The organism is Streptomyces yokosukanensis (assembly GCF_001514035.1).
GTDB lineage: Bacteria > Actinomycetota > Actinomycetes > Streptomycetales > Streptomycetaceae > Streptomyces > Streptomyces yokosukanensis.
Genome location: NZ_KQ948211.1, coordinates 124,466 through 147,647, shown reverse-complemented (window position 1 = coordinate 147,647; position 23,182 = coordinate 124,466). Strand labels below are relative to the sequence as shown.

Annotated in this window: 23 protein-coding genes; 11 read left to right on the top strand and 12 right to left on the bottom strand. The window is 72.4% G+C overall.

What is annotated here, in order from left to right:
- Positions 1-112 precede the first annotated feature (112 nt).
- From AQI95_RS16175 to AQI95_RS16160, 4 genes are all read right to left on the bottom strand, one after another.
- Positions 113-445, bottom strand: coding sequence for an antibiotic biosynthesis monooxygenase family protein (locus AQI95_RS16175; protein ID WP_067123458.1), 333 nt, complete (start codon positions 443-445; stop codon positions 113-115).
- A gap of 96 nt (positions 446-541) precedes the next feature.
- Entirely contained in the window at positions 542-1,741 is a 1,200-nt protein-coding gene (locus AQI95_RS16170) for a 3-deoxy-7-phosphoheptulonate synthase (RefSeq protein ID WP_067124055.1), read from the bottom strand.
- Between the two features lie 163 nt (positions 1,742-1,904).
- Positions 1,905-2,597 (bottom strand): O-methyltransferase, encoded by a 693-nt coding sequence (locus AQI95_RS16165; protein ID WP_067123456.1) that lies wholly within the window; start codon positions 2,595-2,597, stop codon positions 1,905-1,907.
- 83 nt (positions 2,598-2,680) lie between these two features.
- Positions 2,681-3,424, bottom strand: coding sequence for a hypothetical protein (locus AQI95_RS16160; protein ID WP_159056528.1), 744 nt, complete (start codon positions 3,422-3,424; stop codon positions 2,681-2,683).
- Between the two features lie 654 nt (positions 3,425-4,078).
- Here AQI95_RS16160 and AQI95_RS16155 point away from each other — a divergent pair.
- Positions 4,079-5,713: a class I adenylate-forming enzyme family protein gene (locus AQI95_RS16155; RefSeq protein WP_067123452.1), complete on the top strand. Its 1,635-nt coding sequence runs from the start codon at positions 4,079-4,081 to the stop codon at positions 5,711-5,713.
- 80 nt (positions 5,714-5,793) lie between these two features.
- On the opposite strand, the gene AQI95_RS16150 is transcribed toward AQI95_RS16155, so the two are convergent.
- Positions 5,794-6,669, bottom strand: coding sequence for a LysR family transcriptional regulator (locus tag AQI95_RS16150; protein WP_067123450.1), 876 nt, complete (start codon positions 6,667-6,669; stop codon positions 5,794-5,796).
- Between the two features lie 170 nt (positions 6,670-6,839).
- Here AQI95_RS16150 and AQI95_RS16145 point away from each other — a divergent pair, with 170 nt between their 5' ends.
- The 4 genes from AQI95_RS16145 to AQI95_RS16130 are packed head-to-tail and all read left to right on the top strand — an operon-like array spanning position 6,840 to position 10,389.
- Entirely contained in the window at positions 6,840-8,240 is a 1,401-nt protein-coding gene (locus AQI95_RS16145) for a DHA2 family efflux MFS transporter permease subunit (protein ID WP_067123448.1), read from the top strand.
- Positions 8,241-8,291: 51 nt separating this feature from the next.
- On the top strand, positions 8,292-8,900 hold the full coding sequence (locus AQI95_RS16140; protein WP_067123446.1) for a VOC family protein: 609 nt from the start codon (positions 8,292-8,294) through the stop codon (positions 8,898-8,900).
- On the top strand, positions 8,897-9,151 hold the full coding sequence (locus tag AQI95_RS16135; RefSeq protein WP_067123444.1) for a hypothetical protein: 255 nt from the start codon (positions 8,897-8,899) through the stop codon (positions 9,149-9,151). Before AQI95_RS16140 ends, AQI95_RS16135 begins: the two co-directional genes overlap by 4 nt.
- Complete coding sequence (locus AQI95_RS16130) at positions 9,148-10,389, top strand: FAD-dependent monooxygenase (RefSeq protein WP_067123442.1); 1,242 nt, start codon at positions 9,148-9,150, stop codon at positions 10,387-10,389. The genes AQI95_RS16135 and AQI95_RS16130 overlap by 4 nt, the downstream gene beginning before the upstream one ends.
- A gap of 157 nt (positions 10,390-10,546) precedes the next feature.
- Here the strand turns inward: AQI95_RS16130 and AQI95_RS16125 are convergent, their stop codons facing one another.
- The 3 genes from AQI95_RS16125 to AQI95_RS16115 form a co-directional block, all read right to left on the bottom strand.
- The gene (locus AQI95_RS16125) at positions 10,547-11,413 is read right to left on the bottom strand and encodes a LysR family transcriptional regulator (protein ID WP_067123440.1); all 867 of its coding nucleotides are present in this window, start codon (positions 11,411-11,413) and stop codon (positions 10,547-10,549) included.
- A gap of 90 nt (positions 11,414-11,503) precedes the next feature.
- Complete coding sequence (locus AQI95_RS16120; protein ID WP_067123438.1) at positions 11,504-11,827, bottom strand: MazG-like family protein; 324 nt, start codon at positions 11,825-11,827, stop codon at positions 11,504-11,506.
- A gap of 113 nt (positions 11,828-11,940) precedes the next feature.
- Entirely contained in the window at positions 11,941-12,495 is a 555-nt protein-coding gene (locus AQI95_RS16115; protein ID WP_067123436.1) for a DoxX family protein, read from the bottom strand.
- 147 nt (positions 12,496-12,642) lie between these two features.
- On the opposite strand from AQI95_RS16115, the gene AQI95_RS16110 reads away from it, so the two are divergent.
- Positions 12,643-12,969, top strand: coding sequence for a hypothetical protein (locus AQI95_RS16110; RefSeq protein WP_067123434.1), 327 nt, complete (start codon positions 12,643-12,645; stop codon positions 12,967-12,969).
- A 157-nt stretch (positions 12,970-13,126) separates the two neighbouring features.
- Positions 13,127-14,401, top strand: a complete 1,275-nt coding sequence (locus AQI95_RS16105; RefSeq protein WP_208614191.1) for a D-alanyl-D-alanine carboxypeptidase family protein — start codon at positions 13,127-13,129, stop codon at positions 14,399-14,401.
- A 282-nt stretch (positions 14,402-14,683) separates the two neighbouring features.
- Here the strand turns inward: AQI95_RS16105 and AQI95_RS16100 are convergent, their stop codons facing one another.
- On the bottom strand, positions 14,684-15,442 hold the full coding sequence (locus tag AQI95_RS16100) for an SDR family oxidoreductase (protein ID WP_067123432.1): 759 nt from the start codon (positions 15,440-15,442) through the stop codon (positions 14,684-14,686).
- A gap of 177 nt (positions 15,443-15,619) precedes the next feature.
- Between AQI95_RS16100 and AQI95_RS16095 the strand changes: the two genes are divergently transcribed.
- The 4 genes from AQI95_RS16095 to AQI95_RS16080 all read left to right on the top strand — a co-directional run bounded on the left by AQI95_RS16095 (position 15,620) and on the right by AQI95_RS16080 (position 20,033).
- Positions 15,620-16,942 (top strand): multidrug effflux MFS transporter, encoded by a 1,323-nt coding sequence (locus tag AQI95_RS16095; protein ID WP_067123430.1) that lies wholly within the window; start codon positions 15,620-15,622, stop codon positions 16,940-16,942.
- Positions 16,882-18,063, top strand: coding sequence for a serine hydrolase domain-containing protein (locus AQI95_RS16090; protein WP_208614190.1), 1,182 nt, complete (start codon positions 16,882-16,884; stop codon positions 18,061-18,063). Before AQI95_RS16095 ends, AQI95_RS16090 begins: the two co-directional genes overlap by 61 nt.
- A gap of 48 nt (positions 18,064-18,111) precedes the next feature.
- Complete coding sequence (locus AQI95_RS16085) at positions 18,112-19,107, top strand: small ribosomal subunit Rsm22 family protein (RefSeq protein WP_067123428.1); 996 nt, start codon at positions 18,112-18,114, stop codon at positions 19,105-19,107.
- A 194-nt stretch (positions 19,108-19,301) separates the two neighbouring features.
- Positions 19,302-20,033, top strand: coding sequence for a bifunctional DNA primase/polymerase (locus AQI95_RS16080; RefSeq protein WP_067123426.1), 732 nt, complete (start codon positions 19,302-19,304; stop codon positions 20,031-20,033).
- A 21-nt stretch (positions 20,034-20,054) separates the two neighbouring features.
- On the opposite strand, the gene AQI95_RS16075 is transcribed toward AQI95_RS16080, so the two are convergent.
- From AQI95_RS16075 to efeB, 3 genes are read right to left on the bottom strand one after another with little or no spacing between them, the layout of a single operon-like run.
- Positions 20,055-21,074 carry an SCO2278 family lipoprotein gene (locus tag AQI95_RS16075; protein ID WP_079071286.1) on the bottom strand — a complete coding sequence of 340 codons (1,020 nt, stop codon included), beginning with the start codon at positions 21,072-21,074 and terminating at the stop codon, positions 20,055-20,057.
- Positions 21,034-21,906: an iron uptake transporter permease EfeU gene (efeU, locus tag AQI95_RS16070; RefSeq protein WP_067123424.1), complete on the bottom strand. Its 873-nt coding sequence runs from the start codon at positions 21,904-21,906 to the stop codon at positions 21,034-21,036. Before efeU ends, AQI95_RS16075 begins: the two co-directional genes overlap by 41 nt.
- Before the next feature lie 3 nt (positions 21,907-21,909).
- Positions 21,910-23,169 carry an iron uptake transporter deferrochelatase/peroxidase subunit gene (efeB, locus tag AQI95_RS16065; protein ID WP_067123422.1) on the bottom strand — a complete coding sequence of 420 codons (1,260 nt, stop codon included), beginning with the start codon at positions 23,167-23,169 and terminating at the stop codon, positions 21,910-21,912.
- Positions 23,170-23,182 lie beyond the last annotated feature (13 nt).

Sequence of the window (23,182 nt, the reverse complement as noted above, 5' to 3'; positions counted from 1 at the left end):
GACGGCGGGACATGGTTCGGGAGTCTCCTTACCCGGACGAGTGGGGGCGGGGCGGGGGCACCGCACCGCCCCGCCGGTGGGCAGGGCGGTGCGGTGCCGGACCGGAGCGCGGTCAGCTCTCCGGGTGGTGGACGGCGAAGACCGTGTACGCGTGCGGGTCGGGCTTGCCCAGCGCGGCGGCCCGGTCCCGGTACACCTGGACGTCCGGGTCACCCATGGTGGCCTTGATCTCGGCCTTGCTGCGCCACTGCGCGTAGTAGACCAGGCGCTTGCCGTCGAGGCTGGTCATGATGTTGACGGAGATGCAGCCGGGCCGGTGCCGGATGAACTTCTCGGCGCCCTCGCTGAGCACCTCGGCCAGCTCCTGCTGCTTCTCCGGCTCCACCTCGAAGACGTTGATCATGGCGAAGGTGCCGTCGTCGGTGCGGATGATCGTTTCTGACATGGTGTCACATACCTTTCGATGGGTGGTTGTCACGGTGGTCCACTCGCCGACGGGGGGCCGTCGGCGACGACTTGGGGAGAGGGCCGGCAAGAGCCCTCAAGGGTGCGGTGCCCGCCACGCGCGGGCCACCTCGACCGCCTGCGAGGGGTTGAGCCGCGGGTCGCACAGGGACGCGGGGACGGCCTGGCGGGCGGTGCCGGCGGGCTCGGCGTCGAGTTCCGCCGGGTCCTTCCAGACGCACTCGGCCACGTCGTGCGGCGTGGTCTCCAGGTGCAGTCCGGCAGGTGTGCCGCCCGCCTCGGCCACCACCTCCAGGAAGCCGCGCACCTCCTCGACCACCGTCCGTACCGAGCGGACCTTGATGCCCGACGGCGACCTGACGGTGTTGCCGTGCAGCGGGTCGCACAGCCACGCCACCTGGTACCCGGCCTTCTGCACGGCGGTGACCAGCGGCGGCAGCGCGGTACGGACCGCCGCCGCGCCCATCCGGGAGATCAGCGTGAGCCGGCCCGGCTCGCGGCCCGGGTCCAGCCGGGCGCACAGGGCGAGCAGATCCTCCGGCCGGGTCGTCGGCCCGACCTTGCAGGCGACCGGATTGGTCACCTGCGCCAGCATCCGCACGTGCGGGCCGTCCGGGTGGCGGGTGCGCTCGCCGATCCACGGCAGGTGTGTGGAGGCCAGCAGGATGTGGCCGGCCGCGGTGCGGCGCAGCAGCGGCAACTCGTAGTCGAGCGCCAGCGCCTCGTGGCTCGTCCACACCGGCGCCCCGGTGGGCAGCGTCCAGTCGCTCGTGCGCTGCCGCAGGTACGTCACGGCGCGATGGGCGGCGTAGTAGCACTCCAGCATGCGCCGGGGGTCCGGACGGCGGGCCGCGGGCGTCGGTTCGGGGCTGTTGACCAAGTGGCCCCGGTAGACGGGCAGTTCGACGCCGTCGATCTGCTCGGTGTCGGCGCTGCGCGGCTTGGCGAACTGGCCGGCGATGCGCCCGATGCGCACCACCGGCTGGCCGGTGCCCGCCACCATCACCCCGGCCAGCGCGTCCAGCAGGCCCGCCTTGCGCATGACCGTCGCCGGTTCGCACTCGGCGGGGTCCTCGGCGCAGTCGCCCGCCTGGATGACCAGATAGTGGCCGCCTGCGGCCTCGGCGAGCAGGGTCCGCAGCAGCCGGACCTCCTCCCACGTCACCAGGCCGGGCAGCCGGGCCAGTTCGGCACGGACCGCCGCGACCTGGACGGGGTCGCCCCAGGCCGGCTGCTGTTCGGCTGCGCCGAGGTCGCGCGGGAAGTCCTCGTCCAGGTCATGGAGGGGAACCTCGACGCCGAGCGCGTGCAACGGATATCCGGGGTGGGTGAGCCCGGTCACGGTCGTCCTCCTGCGGGGCGGCACGGGTCGGGAAGCTGATGGTGGCCCTGGTGGCCGCGCCCTCGGCGGGGCGCGTACGGCGATCCGGTGGGCGCGGTCAGCACGGCAGCTCGTCGGCAGCCAGCCGGCGCGCCATGGTGAGGCCGTCGGCGACCGCGAGCATGATCAGCTCCACGCGCTCGTCCTTGCGGGCGTGTTCGTTGAACGCCTGCACGGCGGCCGCCTTCTCGCCGGGAAAATCGTCGAGCACCTGGCCGCTGAAGAGCGTGTTGTCGACCAGGATCAGGGCGCCCGGCCGCATCCGCGGCACCAGCTCGTCCCAGTAGTCGATGTAGCCGGGCTTGTCGGCGTCGATGAAGGCGAGGTCCAGGTGCGGCACGGTGGGCAGGGCGCGCAGGGTGTTCACGGCGGGACCGAGGCGCAGCTCGATCCGGTCGGTGACACCGGCCCGGCTCCAGAACTCATGGGCCAGCACGGCCCATTCGGCGGAGACGTCACAGGTGATCAGGGAGCCGCCGGGGGCCATCCCGCGGGCCAGGCAGAGCGAGGAGGAGCCGGTGAACGTGCCCACCTCGACGATGTTCCGGGCGCCGAGCAGCCGTACCAGGAAGGTCAGCAGCGCGGCCTGCTCGGGGGCGACCACCATGTGCGCCTGGTCGGGTATCAGTGCCTGAGTCCGCTCCGCCAGTTCCGCCAGGAGCGGGTCGGGGATCATCCTGCCCTGGGTGAGCAGGTAGTCGTGCAGCTCGGGTGTGAGCGCGATGTTCCTGAGTGTGTCGTTCCGCAGCACGGGGTACTCCCGATGGTGTAGGGGAATGGATGCGCAGGGCCGGGGGAGCGGCAGATCCCGCGGGACTGCCGGGGCGCGCCGGTTCAGGCGGCCGTGAACCCGGCGGACGGCCAGGCCGCGTAGACACCGCGGACCGCCTCGGCCGGACGGGGGAGGTCGGCGGTCGCGGCGCGCAGGTCGCCGGCGCTGTGCAGTTCGAAGCGCCGCCGCCGGCCGGGATGTCGGTGGTCGCGGACGAAGTAGGTGACGGTGGAGCCGTCCGGGCCGCCCTCGTGCGGATTGTGTCCGCCGCCCTCCCACAGCAGCCCGGCCTCGGTGTGCCAGGTGGTGACGAGCCGGCGCAGCAGCGGCGTGGAGGGCCGGGCCAGGACGAACGCGGTGTGGTTCTCGAAGCCGTGCGCGCTCTCGCTCGCCTCGATCCGCCCGTCGAACGCGCGGCTGTCGCGCGGGAAGAGGAAGACCTCGACCGCGGGGTGCCGCCGTCCGCCGGTGAGCTCCAGCCGCAGCCGGGTGATGTGCACCTCGCAGTCGGCCGGGTCCAGTCCGTGGCGCTCGGCCAGCCGGGCGCGCACCACGGTACTGGGCACGGTCCGCAGGGGTGCCAGCCCCCGTGCTTCCAGGTGTCGCAGTCCCGCCGCGAGGGTGGCGGGGAACAGCAGGACCGCGCAGTGGTCGAAGACGCACTCCCGCTCGGTCAGCGCCGCCGCGGTGCCGTGCGGCGCCAGCGGTGCGATGAGTTCGGACGCCGCCGCCGTGCTGGCGAAGCGGGCGTCATGGATCACCTCCTCCAAACGGCGCAGGTCCCTCTCCGAGAACGGGTGCTCCACGGCTGGACCGTCGGTCGGACGGGATTGTTCGCCGGTGGTGCCAGAGGAATGTACGAAGGCCATCGATACCTCCTGCCTCAGGGCCGACGGAATTCTGTGTCGACATCTGCTTTCCGGACAAGAGAGATCTGGTGCCGATAGGCCTTTGTGGCTCGAAAAATGCCGTCCGCGCAGCTGTTTGGCCCACTTGACCTGGGGAAACGTGACTCTTCGGGTTTCTCGATGGCGTGAATCGGAGGTGGCGATCGGTCCGGATGACGCCTTTCCGGCAACTTCTGGAAGCGGAGTCCCCCCTTACTGTATCGATGTTTCTTACCGCTCCCGGAGTTCCTGCCGACCGGTTTTTGGGTGCGGAGTGGGAATCCGGTCCTGCATGGATTCGATTCCGTCGATGACCGTCATCGGCGCGGCCGAACGGACCGCTGGTGAAGTGGGTCGTACATCGGTCGCACGCTGCAGGGAAAACCCTTGCATTGGGATTCCTTATCGTGTGTCGACGGTGTGCGGATCATCGATATTTCTTATCGGGCGGTGCTGGACGAGTGAATCGGGCGCCGCACAGAATCCCTGTTCGCAAGGCAGCGTCTGCATCGTTCTGCCCGCAACGGAGGTTTCTTTGTGAACGCTCCTGCTCCCCGCACGGAATCCCTGACGGTGTCCCACACGTTCACCGAGGTCCTGGAACGCGCCGCCGCCCGTCGCACGGCACCCGCCGTGTGGGACGACGGCCGGTGGCGGACCTGGCGGGACTGCCTGGACCAGGCCGAGCGCACCGCGGCCGCCCTGCACCGGCACGGCCTGCGGGCCGGCGACGTGCTGGCGGCCCGGCTGCCCAACTCCTGGGAGCTGGTGGTGCTGCACGCGGCCACCGCCCGGCTCGGCATCCTGCTGCTGCCCCTGCACTCCGCCTACGGCACCCGCGAGGTGCAGCGGCTGATCGAGCGGTCGGGCGCGGTCGCGCTGGCCGCCGCCGCGTTCCAGCGAGGCCATGACCGTATCGGCGAGATCCTCACCCTGCACGAACGGTGCACCGCACTGCGGCACCTGTGGGTGTCGACCGCCGGCGCCACCCGCCCGGGCACCGCCGGGCTGCCGGACCTGGCCGAGCTGTTCGACGAGGAACCGGACCCGGCCGCCCAGCTGCCGCCCGCACCGGCCGACCCGCGGGCCCCGCTGATGCTGCTCGCGTCCTCCGGGACGACCTCCCAGCGGCCGAAGCTGTGCGTCCACAGCCATGGCGGACTCCTCGGCAACGCGGTGGCCGCGGCGGCGGACGGCGGACTCGGCGCCGCCGACACCATCGTCTCGGCGAGCCCGCTCAGCCATGCCTTCGGACTGCTGTCCGTCCACCTCGCCCTGGTCACCGGCGGGAGCGTCGGCCTGTTCGACGGCTGGGACCCGGGCAGGTTCGCCGCCGCCCTGGCGGCGGCCGGTGCCACCGCGGCCTTCGCCGTACCGGCTCAACTACGGGATCTGCTGGCCCTGCCGGCGGACCGCGCGGTGCCCGGTGCGCGCACACCGGCACTGCGCGAGGTGCGCACCGGCGGCGCGCCCGTGCCCCGCGAACTGGCCGACGGGGTACGCCGCGCCCTGGGCGCCCGCCTCATCGTGCAGTGGGGGATGACGGAGATCGGCGCCGGCACCTACACCCGCCCCGGCGACCCGCCCGAGTCGGTCGGAACCATCGGGCGGCCCGCCTCCGGCGCCGAGGTGCGGATACGGAACCGGGACGGCGCGCCGACCGCACCCGGCGAGACCGGTGAACTGCAGTACCGCAGCCCCTACATGTTCTCCGGCTACCACCTCGACCCGGAGCTGACCCGGGCCGCGCTCACCCCGGACGGCTGGCTGCGCACCGGCGACCGGGCCGCGCTGGAACCGGACGGCTCGGTGGTCTACCGGGGCCGCGCCGACGAGCTGATCAACCGGGGCGGGCTGAAGTTCAGTGCGCTGGAGGTGGAGGAACTCCTCAACGACCTCCCGCAGTTGGCCCAGCACGCGGTCGTCGCCCGTGCCGACCCGCGGCTCGGCCAGCGCTCGTGCCTGCTCGTGGCGCTGTGCGAGGGCGAGCGGGTGACCCTGGACGACATCACCGGCCACCTGGTCGCCAAGGGGCTGGCCACCTACAAACTCCCCGAACAGCTGGTCGTGGTGGACCGGTTGCCCACCACGGTCACCGGGAAGATAGCGCGCGCCCGGCTGAGGACGATCCCGCTGCCTCCCCTTCCGGCCCCGTCGCCCAAGCGGCCCTCGGGCCACGCCCCGGGCGCGACGAAGGCCACCGGATGACCCCCGCCCGCACCCCGCCCCCGGCCGGTCGCCTTCCCGCGCGGCACGTTCCGGCCGCGGCGGGCGGGCGCCGGACGGACTCAGCTTCCCAGCTGCTTGCGCAGTACCGCCTGCAGGCCGGTCAGGTTCGGGTTGCCCGAGTTCCGGCCGAGCCACGTCATGGTGATGGACGTGTGCAGGGACACGTCGTCGACCTCCACGACCGCGACCTCGCCCCGGTGGGCCTGGGCCCGCACCGCGAGGGACGGGAGCAGGGCGCAGCCCATGCCCGCGGCCACGCACGCGCCGAGGGTGCCGATGCTCGACACCTCCGCGACCGGCTCCTTGACGGCCGGCCCGGAGAAGGCGTTGTCGAACATCTCCCGGAAACCGCAGCCCCGTTCGGTGGCGAGAAACGGTTCCGGGGCCAGCTCCCCGAGATGCACCCGGTTGCGCGCCGCCAGCGGATGGTCCGGCGGGGTGATGACCACCAGCGGTTCCTCGGCCAGCGTCTCGGCCTCCAGCCCTGCGTCCTTCGGCGCGTCGCCGAAGGTCAGGCACAGGTCGAGGTCACCCCGGCGGACCGCCTTGTACAGCTCGCCCCGGTTGTCCTGGGTGATCCGCACCCGGGCCTCCGGATTCAGCGAGCGGTAGCGCGAGAGCACCCCGGGCAGCAGATGCAGGCACACCGTCTCCAGCGCGCCCACCGCGACCTCCGAGCCGGGCCGGCTCACCGCCCAGCGCGCCTCCTCCATCAGCTTGAGGATGCGCTCGGTGTACTCCGACAGCACGACGCCCTGGGGCGTCAGCCGCACCCGCCGCTGCGAGCGGTCGAGCAGCTCGACCCCCAGCTCGCGCTCCAGCGCCTGGATCTGGTCGCTGACGCTGGACTGCGCGTAGTGCAGCTCACGGGCCGCCTGCGTGACGCTGAGCGTCCGGGCGACCGTCTCGAACGTCCGAAGATGCCGTAACTCCACGTCTTGGCTCCCCCCTCGAATCACCAATCGGCTGAACCGATGTTACCCATAGGGCATTCCCGTCGTCACCAGCAACAATTCGCCTTTCGAGTCGGCTTGAATGGTTTGTGCCCCCGACAACTCCCCTCGGCCGGCGGCTAATTAGCGCAACTGAAACGAAGGAGAAAAACATGTCGACGCAGGCGGAAACCGCTTCCGTCGCACCGGCGCGAACCGACAAGCCCTCGGCGACCTTGTTGATCGGGCTCTCGCTCGGTTACTTCATGGTGCTGCTGGACACGACGATCGTCTCCGTGGCGCTGCCCGCCATCTCCGGTGCCCTGCACGTCGGTCTGAGTGGCCTGCAGTGGGTCACCAACGGCTACACGATCACGTTCGCCGCGCTGCTGCTCACCGCCGGCTGGCTGTCCGACCGCTTCGGCGGCCGCCGGATCTTCCTCTGCGGCCTCGTGGCCTTCGGCGTCCTGTCCGGAGTCTCCGCCGCCGCGAACAGCCTGGGCGCCCTGGTCGCGCTGCGCCTCGCCCTCGGGGTCGCCGGCGCGCTGCTGCTCCCCTCGTCCCTCGCCGTGATCACCAACGCCTACAGCAACCCCGCCGACCGCGCCCGCGCCGTCGGCAACTGGGCGGCGATCACCGGTGTGGCCCTCGCGGCCGGCCCCCTGGTCGGCGGCGCGCTCACCGAGACCGTCGGCTGGCGCGCGATCTTCCTCATCAACGTGCCGCTGGCGCTGATCAGCTTCGTCATCACCCTGCGCGCCCCGGAGACCGCCCGCAAGCAGCGCAGCGGCCTCGACGCCACCGGTCAGCTCAGCGCGGTCGTCGCCCTCGGCGCCCTGTCGTACGCGCTGATCGAGGGCCCGGGCAAGGGATGGGGCAGCGGCCTCGTGCTCGGCTCCCTCGTCCTCGCGGCCGTCGCGGCCGGCGTGTTCATCGCCGCCGAGTCGAGGGCCAAGGACGCGGCGATGCTTCCGCTGCGCATGTTCCGCAACCGCGGCTTCTCCGCCGCGCTCGGCGCCGGTCTGCTGGCCAACTTCGGCCTGTCCGGACTGCTGTTCGTCCTGTCGCTGTACTTCCAGGAGGGCCGCCACTACTCCTCGTTCGTCGCCGGTCTGGCCTTCCTGCCGCTGACCGTGCCCACCGCCTTCAACCCCATCTACACCGGACGACTCGTCGGCCGGATCGGCCCGCGCCGCCCGGCCACCACCGGTTTCGTCCTGATGGGCGTCGGCGCCCTGCTGCAGGCCCCGTTCACGGGCGACTCCGCGCTCGCGCTGACGGCCACCGTGGTCGGCCTGCTCGCCTTCGGATTCGGTGTCTCCTTCGCCCTGCCCGGTCTGGTGGCCGGTATGGCGAGTTCCGTACCGCCCGAGCTGGCCGGCATCGGTGCCGGCGCGCTCAACTCGGCCCGCCAGGTCGGCGCCTCCCTCGGCGTCGCCGTCCTCGGCGTGGTCCTCAACCTGTCCTCGACCAACCCCGACGGCACCAAGTGGGCGCTCGTCGTCGGCGGTTCGAGCCTGCTGTTCGGCGCGATCATCGCCTGGACCGGGCTCAGGGGCCGTACCGCGAGCTGAAGTCGACCCCGCCCCGGCGTGCAGCGCCCTGCCCCGATCACAGGAGGAGCAATGGCAATCGCCTCACCGTCCACCCGTCCCCCGGCCGGCGCGCCGGACCTGCACGTCGACGGGGTCGACCATCTCGCGTTCGTCACCTGGCAACCCCGCGCCACCGTCGAGTTCTACACCCAGGCCCTCGGTATGCCGTTGGTGCACGCCATCACCGCCACCGGCTGGCTCACCGAGGACTACCCGGACTTCGTGCACTTCTTCTTCGACATGGGCGCGGGCAACCGCATCGCGTTCTTCTACTACTTCGGCCTGCCGGAGGAGGACGCCCCCAGCGACCTCATGCACCGCTCCCGGCACCTGGCCTTCCACGTCGACACCGAGCAGGAACTCCTCGCCTGGCGCGAGCGGTTGAAGGCGCACGGTATACGCGTCACCCGGCCCCTCGCCCACGAACTCATCGAATCGATCTACTTCGACGACCCCAACGGCATCCAGCTGGAGATCACCCGCCCGCTGCGGACGATGTCCGAGATCGACGCGCGCGACGCCGAGCTGACCGTGCGGGCACTCGCCGATGTCGCCGAGTCCCCGCGGCCGTCGGTGGAGGCGATGTGGCAGCGCAAGGCGGAGCTGATCCGCAAGACCACGGAAGGAGCCGGCCTGTGAGCCTCGCCCTGTACGTGCTCGACGTGCCCGAGTTCCAGCCCGTGGTGCGCGCGGCCGAGGCCGCCGGCCTGAGCGTGCGCAGCAGGGGCGACTACCTCGAACTGCACACCGACGAGCCGGAGGCCGTGCTGCGCCGCGACGAGTCGGCGATCCGCACCGCGGTGTGGCACGCGGCCCTCACCGGCGGCCTCGACGGCCGCATCGTCAGCTTCACCTCCGACACCCTCCACCTCGCCAAGGAGACGGCATGAGCGCGAGCACCGGCAGCAGTGAGCACCACCCGGTCCTGGTCGTCGGCGGCGGCCCGGCCGGCCTCGGTGCCGCGCTGGCCCTGCGCGCCGCGGGCCTGCCCGCCGTGGTCCTGGAACGCCGTACGGAGGGCTCCGTACGACCCGGCAGCCGGGCCGCCTATCTGCACGGCGCCTCGCTGCGCGAACTGGAGCGGCTCAGCCCCGGACTCGGCCACGAGGTGGCCGGCCGCGGCCTGACATGGGCGACGAAGCGCTCGTACTGGGCCGGCAAGGAGATCTACGCCCGCACCTACCCGCAGACGACGCGTGAGGGACTGCCGCACTTCACCAGCCTGCCGCAGGTGATCACCGAGGACCTGATGGCGGCGGCCTGCGTCAAGCAGGGCGTGGAGTTCCACTGGGGGGTGGAGGTGACCTCGGCGCTGAGCACGCCCGAGGGCGTCCTGCTCACGGACTCCACCGGACGCCAGTGGCAGGCCGACTACGTGGTCGCCGCCGACGGCTCGCGCTCCGTGCTGCGCTCCGCGATCGGCAGCCCGCTGGAGGGGCCGCGCTCCCCGAACACCTTCGTGGTGGTCGACCTCGACGACGACCCGGACCACAACCCCATGCCGATCGAGCGGGTCTTCCACTACCGGCACCCGAGCGTCGGCGGCCGCAACGTGCTGACCGTGCCCTTCGCGGGCGGCTGGCGGGTCGACCTCAACCTTCTGGTGAACGACGACCCGGAGCGGTTCATCTCTCCGGAGGGCCTGCGCCGCTGGATCCCGCGGATCCTGCCCCGGGCGTACGGCGAACGGGTGCGCTGGGTCTCGACGTACCGGTTCGCCCAGCAGGTCGCGGCCCACTTCACGGACACCCACCGAAGGGTCCTGCTGACGGGTGAGGCCTCCCATCTGTTCGCGCCGTTCGGCGCCCGGGGCATGAACTCCAGCATCCCGGACGCGGTGCGGGCGGTGGAGGCCGTCACCGAGGCGCTTCAGGCCGGCCGGGACCGGGCCGCCGCCGGGGCGGCGATCGGCCGCTTCGCCGAGGAGCGCAAGGAGGCGGCCGGCTACAACCGCGCCTGTGCCAGCGCCGCGCTGGAGCACATGCTGGCCCACCGTCCCTCCCTCTTGTTGCGCCAGCGTGCCGCCGCGGCGGTCGCCACGGCGGGGCGCAGGGCGGGCGAGTGGCTGGACTCCGCGCCGTACGGCCCGAAGCTGACGGCGCGTGGGGCGGCGCGCGGCTCGTACTGAGCCGGTCCCCGATCCACCTCCGACGGCGGCCTGTGGCGGCCGGCTACATCCCCCGGGCCGGTTCGTCCGCCCAGGCCGTCGTCGGAGGTCTCACCCCAGGGAGCAGACGGTTCCTCCGGTCGGGAACGCGCCGACCGGAGGAACCGTCCGCTCCCGCTCAGAGCGGGGAGACGGGTGAGCCGTGCAGGATGGTCCGGGCCGCCGCCCGCGCGGCGTCCACGACGGACTCGCGGGTGGTGGGGGAGAAGGCCAGGAACACCGGCAGGGGCATCGGAGTGGGTCCGAGGACGCCGGGTGGTGCCTGGCGGAGTCCCGGGTGCTTCTCATGGGCGTTCGAGCACAGGGCCGTGTAGGCCAGGCCGGCCTGGACGGATGCCCGCAGCGTCAGCGGGTCGGAGCACCCGGTGATCGAGTGCCAGCGGACGCCGTTGTGGTCGAGGGTCTCGGCGATGTGCAGGCTGAGCGCCGAGCGTCCGCCGAGCAGGGCGACGGGCACCTGGTCGCCGCCGGTGAGCGGCGCGCGGCCGAACCAGTCGAGTCGCAGCCGCCCCAGCAGGTCCGAGCGGGGCGTGGTGGTGCCGAGCAGCAGGGCCGCCTCGAGTTCTCCCTCGCGGACCTGGTCGGCGAGCGCGGCGCTCTGGCCGGTGATCATCGTGCACCGCAGATGGGGCCAGTCCACGGCCAGTTGGGTGAGCGTGGTGCCGAGTCCGTCGGTGAAGTGGATCGAACAGCCCATGCTGAACGATCCCTGACTGGAGATCGCCGACACCCGGGTGAGCACTTCGTTGTTCAACATGATGACGCGCCGGGCGTGCGCCACCATCTCCCGCCCGGCCGGAGTGAGTCGCAGCGGCCGCTTCGTGCGCTGGAACAAGGGTGTCTGGACGATCGACTCGAGACGTTGGATCTGTTGGCTGACGGTCGGCTGGGTGACGTGGAGCGACTGCGCGGCACGGGCGAATCCGTCCTCGTTGACGACAGCCAGCAGAGTGCGCAGGAGTTTCACTTCGATGTCGCGCTGCATCGTGGCTCACCCCCCTTCTGGTAGGACTGGCCGTGAGCGCCGTCGGTCGAGGCCAGACAGGTAGGCGGAGCCGGTCGGCGCTCCGGCCGGTCACCGCCGGGAGGCCACCCGGGCCAGGTGCCGGGCGAGGACCTCGCGAGGCTCCGGGCTGAGGGTGCGCAGCGCCACCAGGGCGGTGATCACGACGTCGCACAGTTCCGACTCGACGTCCGCCCACTCGTGGCTGACGCCCTTGCGCGGGTTCTGGCCGGTCGCGCCGATCACGGCCTGGGCGACCTCGCCGACCTCCTCCGACAGTTTGAGGAGGCGCAGCAGAAGCCCCTCCCGGCCCCCGTGCGGTTGGTGCTCTTCCAGCCATTCCCACAGGCCCTCGATGGTGTCCCAGAGGCCGACGGGAATGTCCTGATCGCTCATGTCCGGAGCCTGCCACACATGGCTAGAGGGTCGGTCGAACAGATGTGCCTGATGGTGGCGGCCCATGCGCCGCGCCTTCCCCGCCGCCGGCCCGCCTGCGGTGACCTTCCGCCCTACTCGTCGAACTCCTCGAACAGCATCTCCTGCCTCCCCTCCGTCCTCGCGCGCACCCGGCAGTTGCGCGCGCCGATCACCGCGGCCGTGGCCGCCGCCGTGACCCCGAGGGCCACCGGCACCATCCAGCCACGGTCGAGGACATGGCCGAGGGTGTGGTCGAGGGAGAGGCGGCCGGGGCCCGCGATCGCGAGACCGGCCGCCGCGAGGCCGAGGGTCGCCGCGTACTCGTAGCCGCCCGCCTGGGCGAAGAAGCCGTTGGGCAGGTGGACCGCCGCCGCCCCCGCCATCGCACCGGACGCCGCCGAGCCCGCAGCCGGGGTCGCGAGGCCCAGGGCGAGCAGGGCGCCGCCGCCGGTCTCGGCGAGGCCCGCCGCCGTCGCGCTCAGCCTGCCGGGCGCGTAGCCGACGGACTCCATGAACTGACCGGTGCCCTCCAGGCCGTGCCCGCCGAACCAGCCGAACAGCTTCTGCGCGCCGTGCGCGGCCAGCACCCCACCGGTTCCCAGCCGGAGCAGCAGCAGGCCCAGATCACGTCGGTCGTAGCAGCTCACGATGACTCCCGGACGGAGAGGCGGGTGGGGAGACGGGCCGACGAAGAGGCTCGTGTTGTCTCCCACCGTCGCAGGTCCCGCCCCCGTGGGCCCGCCGTGCAGGGCGTTCGGGTGGCGGCTCCGGGCCGGGGATGTGAGCCTGGCGCCATGACGATTAAGCCAGCGAAGCTCAGCGAACCTGCCGTCCGGGCCTTCGTCAACGCCGTCAACTCCCATGACCGCGACGGCTTCAAGGCGCTCCTGGAACCCGGCGCGACCATGTCCGACGACGGTTCCGACCGCGACCTCGACGAGTGGATCGACCGGGAGATCTTCCTCTCCCACGGCCACATGGACGTCGAGAGCGAATCCGACGGCGGCCGGGCCGTGATCGCCCGCTACCGCAACGACACCTGGGGCGAGATGCGCACCGCGTGGCGCTTCGTCATCGAGGGCGACGGACGTATCTCACGGTTCGAGACCGGACAGGCGTAGCGCGCGCTCGCCTGGCTGTGGCCGCGCAGCCTGGGCAAAGGGTGTGTGGCGGCCGGGAAATGCAGGCAGCTCATCGGATTTTCATAACGCGGCAAATTCCGTGCCGTACGGGCCTGGATCGAGGAATCCCCTGCTGGGCGCGGTGTACGGTCCCCGGGTGCGCGAATGTTCCCGGCTCAGTCGGCGTGCCGTCCTCGGACTGACGGCCGCCGCCTTTCCTCTGTCCATGGCCACCGAGGCCTCCGCGACCACGGTCGTCGGGGGCGAGCGGCTGGCCCGTACCGGTGTTCAGGTGCGCGGTGCCTCCGGGCTGCCCGGCAAACTCACCGCCCGCTCCTGGCTGATCGCCGACTGCGAGAGCGGTGAGGTGCTCGCCGCGTTCAACGCGCACCGGCGGCTCGCGCCCGCGTCCACGCTGAAGATGCTGTTCGCGGACACCGTGCTGAAGAAGTTCGACCGCACCGAGCGCTACACGGTCAAGGACTCCGACGTGAGCGACGTCCCGGCCGGCTCCAGCCTGGTCGGCATCAAGCCCGGACTCACCTACACCGTCGACCAGTTGTGGCAGGGCGTGTTCCTGCGCTCCGGCAACGACGCCGTGCACGTGCTCTCCCACATGAACGGCGGCATCGCCAGGACGGTCGCCGAGATGCAGGCCAAGGCCGAGGACCTGCAGGCGCTGGACACCCATGTGGTCAGCCCCGACGGCTTCGACCATCCGGGCCAGATCTCCTCGGCGTACGACCTCTCGCTCTTCGCCCGCCACGGCCTGAAGGACGCCGACTTCCGCGGCTACTGCGGCACCAGGACCGCCGACTTCCCGGCCGGCGGCAAGAAGACCTTCCAGATCCAGAACACCGACCGCCTGCTGACCGGGGCATGGGGGCTGAGGACGTACGACGGCCTGATCGGTGTCAAGAACGGCTACACCAGCAACGCCGGCAACACCTTCACCGGCGCCGCCACCCGGGGCGGGCGCACCCTGCTGGTCACCGTGATGCACCCGGCGACCGGCAGCAACGCCGTCTACGAGCAGACCGCCGCACTGCTCGACTGGGGGTTCGGACACGGACGATCCGCGCAGTCCGTGGGCATGCTCGTCGATCCGCTCAGCGAGGGCGGTGCGAGCGCCGATCCGGCGCAGGGGCGCAAGGCGGCACCGGCGGGCGGCGCGCCCGGCTCGGACTCCGGCGGGCCGTCCACCGGGCGGGTCGCGGAGGGCGCGGGGCTCACGGCGCTGCTGCTGGCGGCAGGGGCGGCGATGATGGTGAAGCGCCGCCGCAGGGCGGCCGCGGCGGCGACGGCCGAGGCGGACACGGAGGTCGCGAGGGTCACGGAGACCGCCGGAGCCCCGGGGCCGGGATCCACGGGCGCCGCAGGGTCCACGGGGACCGCCGGGGCGACGGAGTCCGGCGGCCGGCACCGCCGCTGAAACGCCCCGGACGACGGGAGCGACCGGCACTGCCGGAACGCCTGGCACCGCCGGAACGGCGGGAAATGTGCGGCGGCCGTTCCACCGGCCGGTGTGTGCCCCGCGTCCCGCGCGAGGTCCACCCCCAACTCCGGCCCGGTGGAACGGCCGCCGACTCCCCCCTCGGTGTGGCTATGGAATCCACGTGCTCCAACTGTGAAGCTCTCGTGGAGGAAAGTTGAGCATATGCGCTCGACGGGCTGCAATACTGCGGATGTTCAAATTCCGTTTGTGGTAATGGAGTCAGCCCCGCCCGATGTACGGCATCGCCGTCGCCAGCACCGTCGCGAACTGCACGTTCGCCTCCAGTGGCAGCTCGGCCATGTGCCGCACCGTGCGCGCCACGTCGGCCGCGTCCATCACCGGCTCCGGAGCCACCTCGCCGTTCGCCTGCAGCGCGCCGGTCTGCATCCGCGCCGTCATGTCGGTCGCCGCGTTGCCGATGTCGATCTGTCCGACGGCGATGCGGTACGGCCGCCCGTCCAGGGACAGCGACTTGGTGAGGCCGGTCAGCGCGTGCTTGGTCGCCGTGTAGGCGACCGAGTGCGGGCGGGGCGTGTGCGCCGAGATGGAGCCGTTGTTGATGATCCGCCCGCCCTGCGGGTCCTGCTCCTTCATCCGCCGGTACGCCGCCTGCGCGCACAGGAACGCCCCGTTGAGATTGGTGTCCACGACGTGCCGCCACGCGTCGTAGGGCAGCTCCTCGACCGGGACCCCGCCGGGCCCGAAGGTCCCCGCGTTGTTGAACAGCAGGTCCACCCGGCCGAAGCGCTCCACCGTCGTCGCGAACAGCGCCTCCACGTCCTCGGGGCGGGAGACGTCGGTGCGCACGGCGAGCGCGGCGCCCCCCGGCGTCAGCGCCGCCGTCGCCTCCAGCGTCTCGGCGCGCCGGCCGGCCAGCGCCACCGACCAGCCGGCCCGCAGCAGTTCGACGGCGACGGCCCGCCCGATGCCGGAACCGGCGCCGGTCACCACCGCGATCTTCGCTTCCCTGTCAGTCATGGCATCGCAGCGTAGGCGGAACGTCCGCGATGCGGAATCCACTGTCCGCCATACGGTTACCGCAGTGCGACGCCCCCGCCCCGCCCCCGCTCCCGCTCGCGTGTTCCCCGGCAGTCCGTGCGAGCTGAGAACATGGGTGCCGGTCGTTCCGCAAAAGGGAACCAAGGGAGGGGACGCATGCCCGAGCGCGCCGCGGCACCGACACCGGACACCGACCACCCGTCCGCTCCCGACCACCCGTCCGCTCCCGACCGGCCGACCGCCGCCGACCGCCGCACCGGCCTGCTCGTCACCCTCGCCCTCGGCGGCCTCACCGCGACACCCCCGCTCGCCATGGACATGTACCTCCCGTCCCTGCCGGAGGTCACCAGGTCCCTGCACGCACCCGCCACCACCGTCCAGCTCACCCTCACCGCCTGCCTGCTCGGCATGGCCCTCGGACAGCTGGTCGTCGGCCCGATGAGCGACCGCTGGGGCCGCCGCCGGCCACTGCTCACCGGCCTCGCCGTCTACCTCCTCGCCACCGCCCTGTGCGCCCTCGCGCCGAACGTCGAGACACTGGTCGCCTTCCGTCTGGCCCAGGGCCTCGCGGGCGCGGCCGGCATCGTCATCGCCCGCGCCGTCGTACGCGACCTCTACGACGGCATGGCCATGGCCCGCTTCTTCTCCACCCTGATGCTGATCTCCGGGGCCGCACCGATCGTGGCGCCGCTGATCGGCGGGCAGATCCTGCGGGTGACGGACTGGCGGGGCGTCTTCGTGGTCCTCACCGTGGTCGGCGTCCTGCTGGCCGCCCTGGTCTGGCTGCGGCTGCCCGAGACGCTGCCGCCCGCCGAACGGCACGCCGGGGGAGCGGGTGCGGCGCTGCGGGCGATGGGCACCCTGCTCGCCGACCTGCCCTTCACCGGCTACATGCTGGCCGGCGGCTTCGCCTTCGCCTCGCTGTTCGCGTACATATCCGCGTCCCCGTTCGTGATCCAGGAGATCTACGGCGCCTCCCCGCAGACCTTCAGCCTGCTGTTCGGCCTCAACTCGGTGGGACTGGTCGTCGCCGGACAGGTCAACGGAAAGCTGCTGGTCGGCCGGGTCGCCCTGGAGAAGGTACTGGCCTGCGGCCTCGCGGTGATCGTGCTCGCCGCGACCGCCCTGCTGCTGATGGCCACCGCAGTCCTCGGCGAGACGGGCCTCGTCCCCGTCGCCGCCGCGCTCTTCCTCCTGATGTCCGCCATGGGCATCACACTGCCCAACGCCCAGTCCCTCGCCCTGCTGCGCACCCGGCACGCCGCCGGCTCCGCCTCCGCGCTGCTCGGCACCACCTCCTTCCTCGTCGGAGCGGTCGCCTCACCACTCGTCGGCGTCGCCGGGGAGCACACCGCCGTACCCATGGCGGTGGTCCAACTGGCCGGAGCACTGGTCGCGGCGGCCTGCTTCGTGGGAATGTGCCGTCCCTGGGACACACGGGGGAACACCCGTGCGGGGTCGGAGGGAGACGGGAACTGAGCGCTCCGAGACTGCGCGCCGACACACCGGAACGGGCCGGGCTCGACCCCGCGGAGGTCGGGCACCTGGTCGGCGAGGTGCACGCCCTCACCGCCGCGGACCGCCCCTGGGCGGCCGGCGCCGTCCTGCTGGCCGGCCGCGGACCCGTGATCGCCGTGGCCGAGGCGGCGGGCTGGGCCGTCCGCTACTGCGCCTACGACCCCGAGACCGACGCCGGCGTCGAACTGCCGCCCGACGCCCGGGTCCCGGCCACCGTCGACACGCCCTTCGACCTGGCCTCCCTCACCAAGCTGTTCACCTCCGTCGCCGCCGTGCAGCAGATCGAGCGCGGCACCCTCGGCATGGACGCCCGGGTCGGCGACTACCTGCCCGACTTCCACGCCGCGGCCGCCCACGGCATCACCGTGCGCCAGCTGCTCACCCACACCTCGGGGCTGCGCCCCGAACTCCCGTTCCACGACTGCCCGGACGACGCCACCCGCCTGGCCCTGCTGCGCGCCGAGGCTCCGACCGGGCAGCCCGGCCGGTACCGGTACTCCGACCTGAACATGCTGCTGCTCCAGTCCGTGCTGGAGCGCATCACCGGCCGGTCCCTCGACGTCCTCGTCCAGGAGGGCATCACCCGCCCGCTCGGCATGACGTCCACCGCCTTCGGCCCCTGCCGCGGCGCGGCCGCCACCGAGGACCAGCGGCGGCCCTGGGCCAAGGCGGACCGCGGGATGCTGCGGGGCGTGGTCCACGACGAGAACGCCTGGGCGCTGGGCGGGGTCGCCGGCCACGCGGGCCTGTTCTCCACCGCCCCCGACCTGGCGGTCTTCTGCCGCGCCCTGCTCGCCGGCGGCTCCTACGGTCCCGCCCGCATCCTCGGCCCCGACTTCGTCGAGCTGCTGCTCACCCCGCCCGGACTGGGCTTCGCCGTCGACCAGCCCTGGTTCATGGGCGAACTCGCGGGCGACGGCGCGGCGGGCCACACCGGCTTCACCGGCACGTCACTGGTCCTCGACCCGAGGACGGACACCTTCCTGGTCCTGCTGGCGAACACGGTGCATCCGAGACGTCGGCCACCGGACAGCGGACCGCGAGCGCGCCTGGCGACCCGTCTGGCGCGGGCGGTGATCTGACCCACGCCGCCTGACCGGCCGGGACACGGAGCGCCGTAGAATCACCGGGTGAACGACCCCGTACCCCCGGCCGAATCCCTCCGCAGGAGCCTCGCCGAGCTGCTCGACGGACTCCCGCCCAGGCAGGCCGCCGGTGCCGTCGAGCGGCTCATCGCCAACTACCGGGGCGACACCCCGACCCACGCCCCGATCCTGCGCGACCGCGCCGACGTGATCGCCTACGCCGCCTACCGGATGCCGGCCACCTTCGAGGCGGTCCGCACGGCGCTGGAGGCGCTCGCGACGGCCGCACCCGACTTCACGCCCGGCAGCCACGTCGACGTCGGCGGCGGCACCGGCGCCGCCACCTGGGCCGTCACCGCGACCTGGCCCGGCGAGCGCGGTGTCACCGTGCTGGACTGGGCCGAGCCCGCCCTCGCCCTCGGCCGGGAGATCGCCGCCGCCAACCCGGCCCTCGCGGGCGCCCGCTGGCAGCGCGCCCGGATCGGCGCCGACCTCACCCTGGACGACGCCGATCTCCTCACGGTGTCGTACGTCCTCAACGAACTCTCCGAGCCCGACCGCGCCGCCCTCGTCGACGCCGCCGCGGCCGCCGCGTCGGCCGTGGTGATCGTGGAGGCCGGCACCCCGGCCGGCTACGCGCGCGTGATCGAGGCCCGCGACCGCCTCGTCCGCGCCGGCCTGCGCGTCGTCGCCCCCTGCCCGCACAGCGCCGCCTGCCCCATCGAACCCGGCAAGGACTGGTGCCACTTCTCCGCCCGGGTGAGCCGCTCCTCGCTGCACCGCCAGGTCAAGGGCGGCACGCTGCCGTACGAGGACGAGAAGTTCTCGTACGTCGTCGCCACCCGACTGCCCGCCGAGCCGGCGTCCGCGCGGATCGTGCGGCGTCCGCAGATCCGCAAGGGCCAGGTGCTCCTGGACCTGTGCGAGGCCGACGAACGCCTGGCGCGCACCACGGTCACCAAACGCCACGGCGACCTGTACAAGGCCGCCCGGGACGCCGACTGGGGCGACCCGTGGCCGCCCCCGGAGGAGCCCGCGTAACCGCCCGCTTCCCGGTGGTGTCCGCCCCCGTCGACTGTGAGGCACGTCTCGTCCGGTTCCTCCGGAAACCGCCCCGGGCCCCCCGAAGCGCAGGAAGATGGGACGATAAGGCATGCTGTCCGCACACCAGCGAGGCGACCACAGAGGCGACCACCGGGGCCACCACTGGGGCGACCACTGAGGCGAGGGGATTGATGAGCGCGACGTTCGGCGGCCGATCCGGCCGGCAGGGCAAACTCTCCCAGTGGCTGCTCGGACGCCGTCCGAAGGAAGCCGCCGCCGACGACGACGGCGGCCGTGAGGCCCTGCTGCTCGGCGCCGCCGCGGCGGGCCTGCCGCTCGCCCCCGCCGCGCACCCCGCCCCCGGCTACCGATGTTCCTGCGACCGCGTCGGCTGTCCCACCCCGGCCCGGCACCCGGTGTCGTTCGCCTGGCAGACCCAGTCCACGACCGACCGCGCCCAGATCGAGCGCTGGGCCCGGCACCAGCCGCAGGCCAACTTCATCACCGCCACCGGCATGACCCACGACGTCCTCGACGTGCCCCTTCAGGCCGGCCGGGAGACCCTGGAGCGGCTGCTCGGCAGCGGCATCGAGGTCGGTCCGGTCGCCGAGAGCGACGACGGGCGCATGCTGTTCTTCACCCTCACCCGCGGCACCCCCGAGGACGAGGACGAGTGGTGGCCGTGCGAGCTGGACTGCCACCCCGAGACCATGGACGAGCACCCCGGGCTGCGCTGGCACTGCCGGGGGTCGTACGTGCTCGTACCGCCCGCCCGGCTGCCCGGCGACGACGGCCAGCGGGTGCGGTGGGTGCGGGGCCCGGAGCATCCGCTGCCGGATCCGCTGAGCCTGCTGGAGGTGCTCACGGACGCCTGCGGGCGGTACGCGGATCACCCCGGTACCGCCTGGCCGATGCGGCACTGAGCGCTCCGCGGGCGGCGCCGGTCAGCCGCCCTGCGCCGACGTCAGTCCCGGCACCCGCCCCAGCATCGACACCCTGCCGCTGCCCGGCGGGTCGAGGGCGACCTCGGCGGACATGAACTCCAGGGTCAGGGACTGCTTCACCTCGCCCTCGGTCAGCGCCTGCACGTCCTTGTTCGGGATCGGCACGGTGGTTCCGGCGGCGGAGGTCTGCCTCTCGTAGTGGTGGGTGCTGAAGAACACCAGCGCCCCGCCGTCCTCGGTGCGCAATGCCAGCGGCGCGTAGTCGCCGTTCGTCAGCGGCTTGTCGATGAACTGCGTGACCAGGCCGGGCTTGCGGGCCCGCTTGACCCGGTCGGTGCGCTCGACGCTCGTGTACTTGCCGTCGGCGAAGGCCTGCCCGCCCTTCTTCAGGTACGTCGCGTAGTCCGCGCTCAACTTCCCCGGTGCCACGGCGAGTTGTGCGGAGTCGGCCGGTACCGCCTCGGCCCAGCCGTCCTTGTCCGTCCTGAGGGCGGGCACCGCGCCGGGCGCCACCAGGGTCACATGAGCCACCCGCCAGCGCCGGTCGAGGTCGTCGCGGGTGAACACCATCAGCCAGCGCGCGGTGCCGGTCTTGCTGCCCCGGGCGTCGGCGACGAACCAGCGCGGCCAGCCTGCCTTCTTCGGGATCGAGATCTTCAGATCTGTCAGCTTCAGCGGCACGTGGTTCGGGTTGCCGGAGGGGCTGTTCGCGTGTCCGGCCTTCAGCCGGGCGGCGGTGATGTCGCCGAACGGGCCGGTGAGATAGGGCGCGTCCAGGGAGTTGTCGTAGGCCTTGTCGGCCTTGTTGTACGCGTCCGTGAACGCGGTGACCGCCTTGGCGGCCTCGGCGCGGGTGGCGGAGGGGAGCACCTCCCGCTCCCCGTGCACCACCACGCACCCGCTCGTCGTCAGCGACAGAGCGGTCAGCGAGGCCGCTATGAGTGCGTTCCGCCCGCGCCTGCGGAGCAGTACGTTCCTCTCACGCCTGCGGAGCCTGCGCGGGCTGCGATCCCTGCTCATCGGGTCCCTTCACCTTCCGCTTCCCGGAGGCGAACCCTACCGGGGCGAAGAACACGGCGAGCGTCGGGATCAGATACAGCAGCCACACCGTGACCTGGAGGACCGTCGGGTCGGGCTGGAAGTTGAACACGCCCTTCAGCAGCGTGCCGTACCAGCTGTCCGGCGGAACGGTGTCACTGATGTCGAAGGCCAGGTGGGTCAGCCCCGGGACCCAGTCGGCCTCCTGCAGATCGTGGAAGCCGTACGCCAGCACGCCCGCCGCGACCACGACCAGCATGCCGCCGGTCCAGGTGAAGAACTTGGCCAGGTTGATCTTCAGGGCGCCCCGGTAGAACAGCCAGCCGAGCAGCACGGCGGTGGCGAGGCCGAGGGCGACGCCGGCCAGCGGGCGCGGGGTGCCGTCGGAGGCCGCGTGCACCGAGGCCCATACGAACAGCGCGGTCTCCAGGCCCTCTCGGCCCACGGCCAGGAACGCGGTGGCGACGAGCGCGCCCGTGCCCATCGCGAGAGCCGCGTCCAGCTTGCCGTGCAGTTCGGACCTCAGGTGCCGGGCGGTGCGCCGCATCCAGAACACCATCCAGGTCACCAGGCCGACGGCGACGATCGACAGGGAGCCGCCGAGCGCCTCCTGCGCCTCGAACGTCAGTTCCTGGGAGCCGAATTCGAGGGCGCAGCCGAAGCCCATCGCGATGGCGATCGCGATGCCGATGCCGATCCAGATCGGCTTCAGGGCGTCCCGGCGGCCGGTCTTGACGAGGTAGGCGATCAGGATGCAGACGACGAGCGACGCCTCCAGCCCCTCGCGCAGGCCGATCAGATAGTTGGAGAACACGGACTACGCCTCCTTGGAGAACAGCGTGCGGCCCCACCAGTCGTCCGCGTCACGGACACCGGGCGGCACGGCGAACACCGCCGAACCCACGTGCTGGATGTATTCGTTGAGCGCGTCCTGGGCCGACAGCTTGCGCTGCAGCGGGACGAATCCCTCGCGCACGTCCCGCTGGTAGGCCAGGAAGAACAGGCCGGCGTCGAGGCGGCCGAGGCCGTCGGTGCCGTCGGTGAAGGAGTAGCCCCGGCGCAGGATGGTGATCCCGCCGTTGGACTCGGGGTGCGCGAGCCGGACGTGCGCGTCGGGCTTCATGGCCTTCAGGAACGGCCGGTCGTGCTCCTTGGCCTTGCCGACCGGGGCGCCCTCGAGCTTGTCCCGGCCGAACACGTCCTCCTGCTCCTGCAGGGACGTACGGTCCCAGGTCTCGATGTTCATGCGGATGCGCCGGGCGACCAGGTACGACCCTCCGGTCATCCAGGCCGAGCGCGCGCCGCCGTCCCCGTCGCCGACCCACACGAACTTCTTCAGCCGGTCGGTCTCGGTGCCGGCGATGTTGCGGGTGCCGTCCTTGAAGCCCATCAGGTTGCGGGGCGTCTGCGCGTCCGGAGTCGTGGACGAGGTCTTGCCGAAGCCGAGCTGCGACCAGCGGATGGCGACCTTGCCGAAGCCGATGCGGGCGAGGTTGCGGATGGCGTGCACGGCCACCTGCGGGTCGTCCGCACACGCCTGGACGCACAGGTCGCCGCCGGTGCGGGACCTGTCGAGGTTGTCGCCGGGGAACTGCGGCAGGTCGGCCAGGGCCTCGGGCCGCTTGTCCCGCAGCCCGAACCGGTCGAAGAACGACGGCCCGAAGCCGATCGTCAGCGTCAGCCGGGACGGCTTGAGCCCGAGCGCCTCACCGGTGTCGTCCGGCGGGGCCTCGGCGAGTCCGCCGTACGCGCCCTCGCCGACCGGCTTGCCCGCGGTCATCCGCCGGGCCGCGGCCGTCCAGTCCTTGAGCAGCTGGACGAACTCCTCGCGGTCGTCGGTCTTCACGTCGAACGCGGCGAAGTGCAGCCGGTCCTGCACGGGTGTGGCGATGCCCGACTGGTGGACGCCGTGGAACTCGACCGCGCCGCCCGCGTCGGCGGCCGCCGGGTCCACGTCGTCGCCCGCCTTGGCCATCGCCACCGCGCCTCCGGCCGCCGCGGCACCGAGCGCGAGCCCGGCACCGCCCCAGCCGATCAGCGCCCGGCGCGACGGATTGCTTCCCTGGGTCTCGGTCATCGCGTCCTGTCCC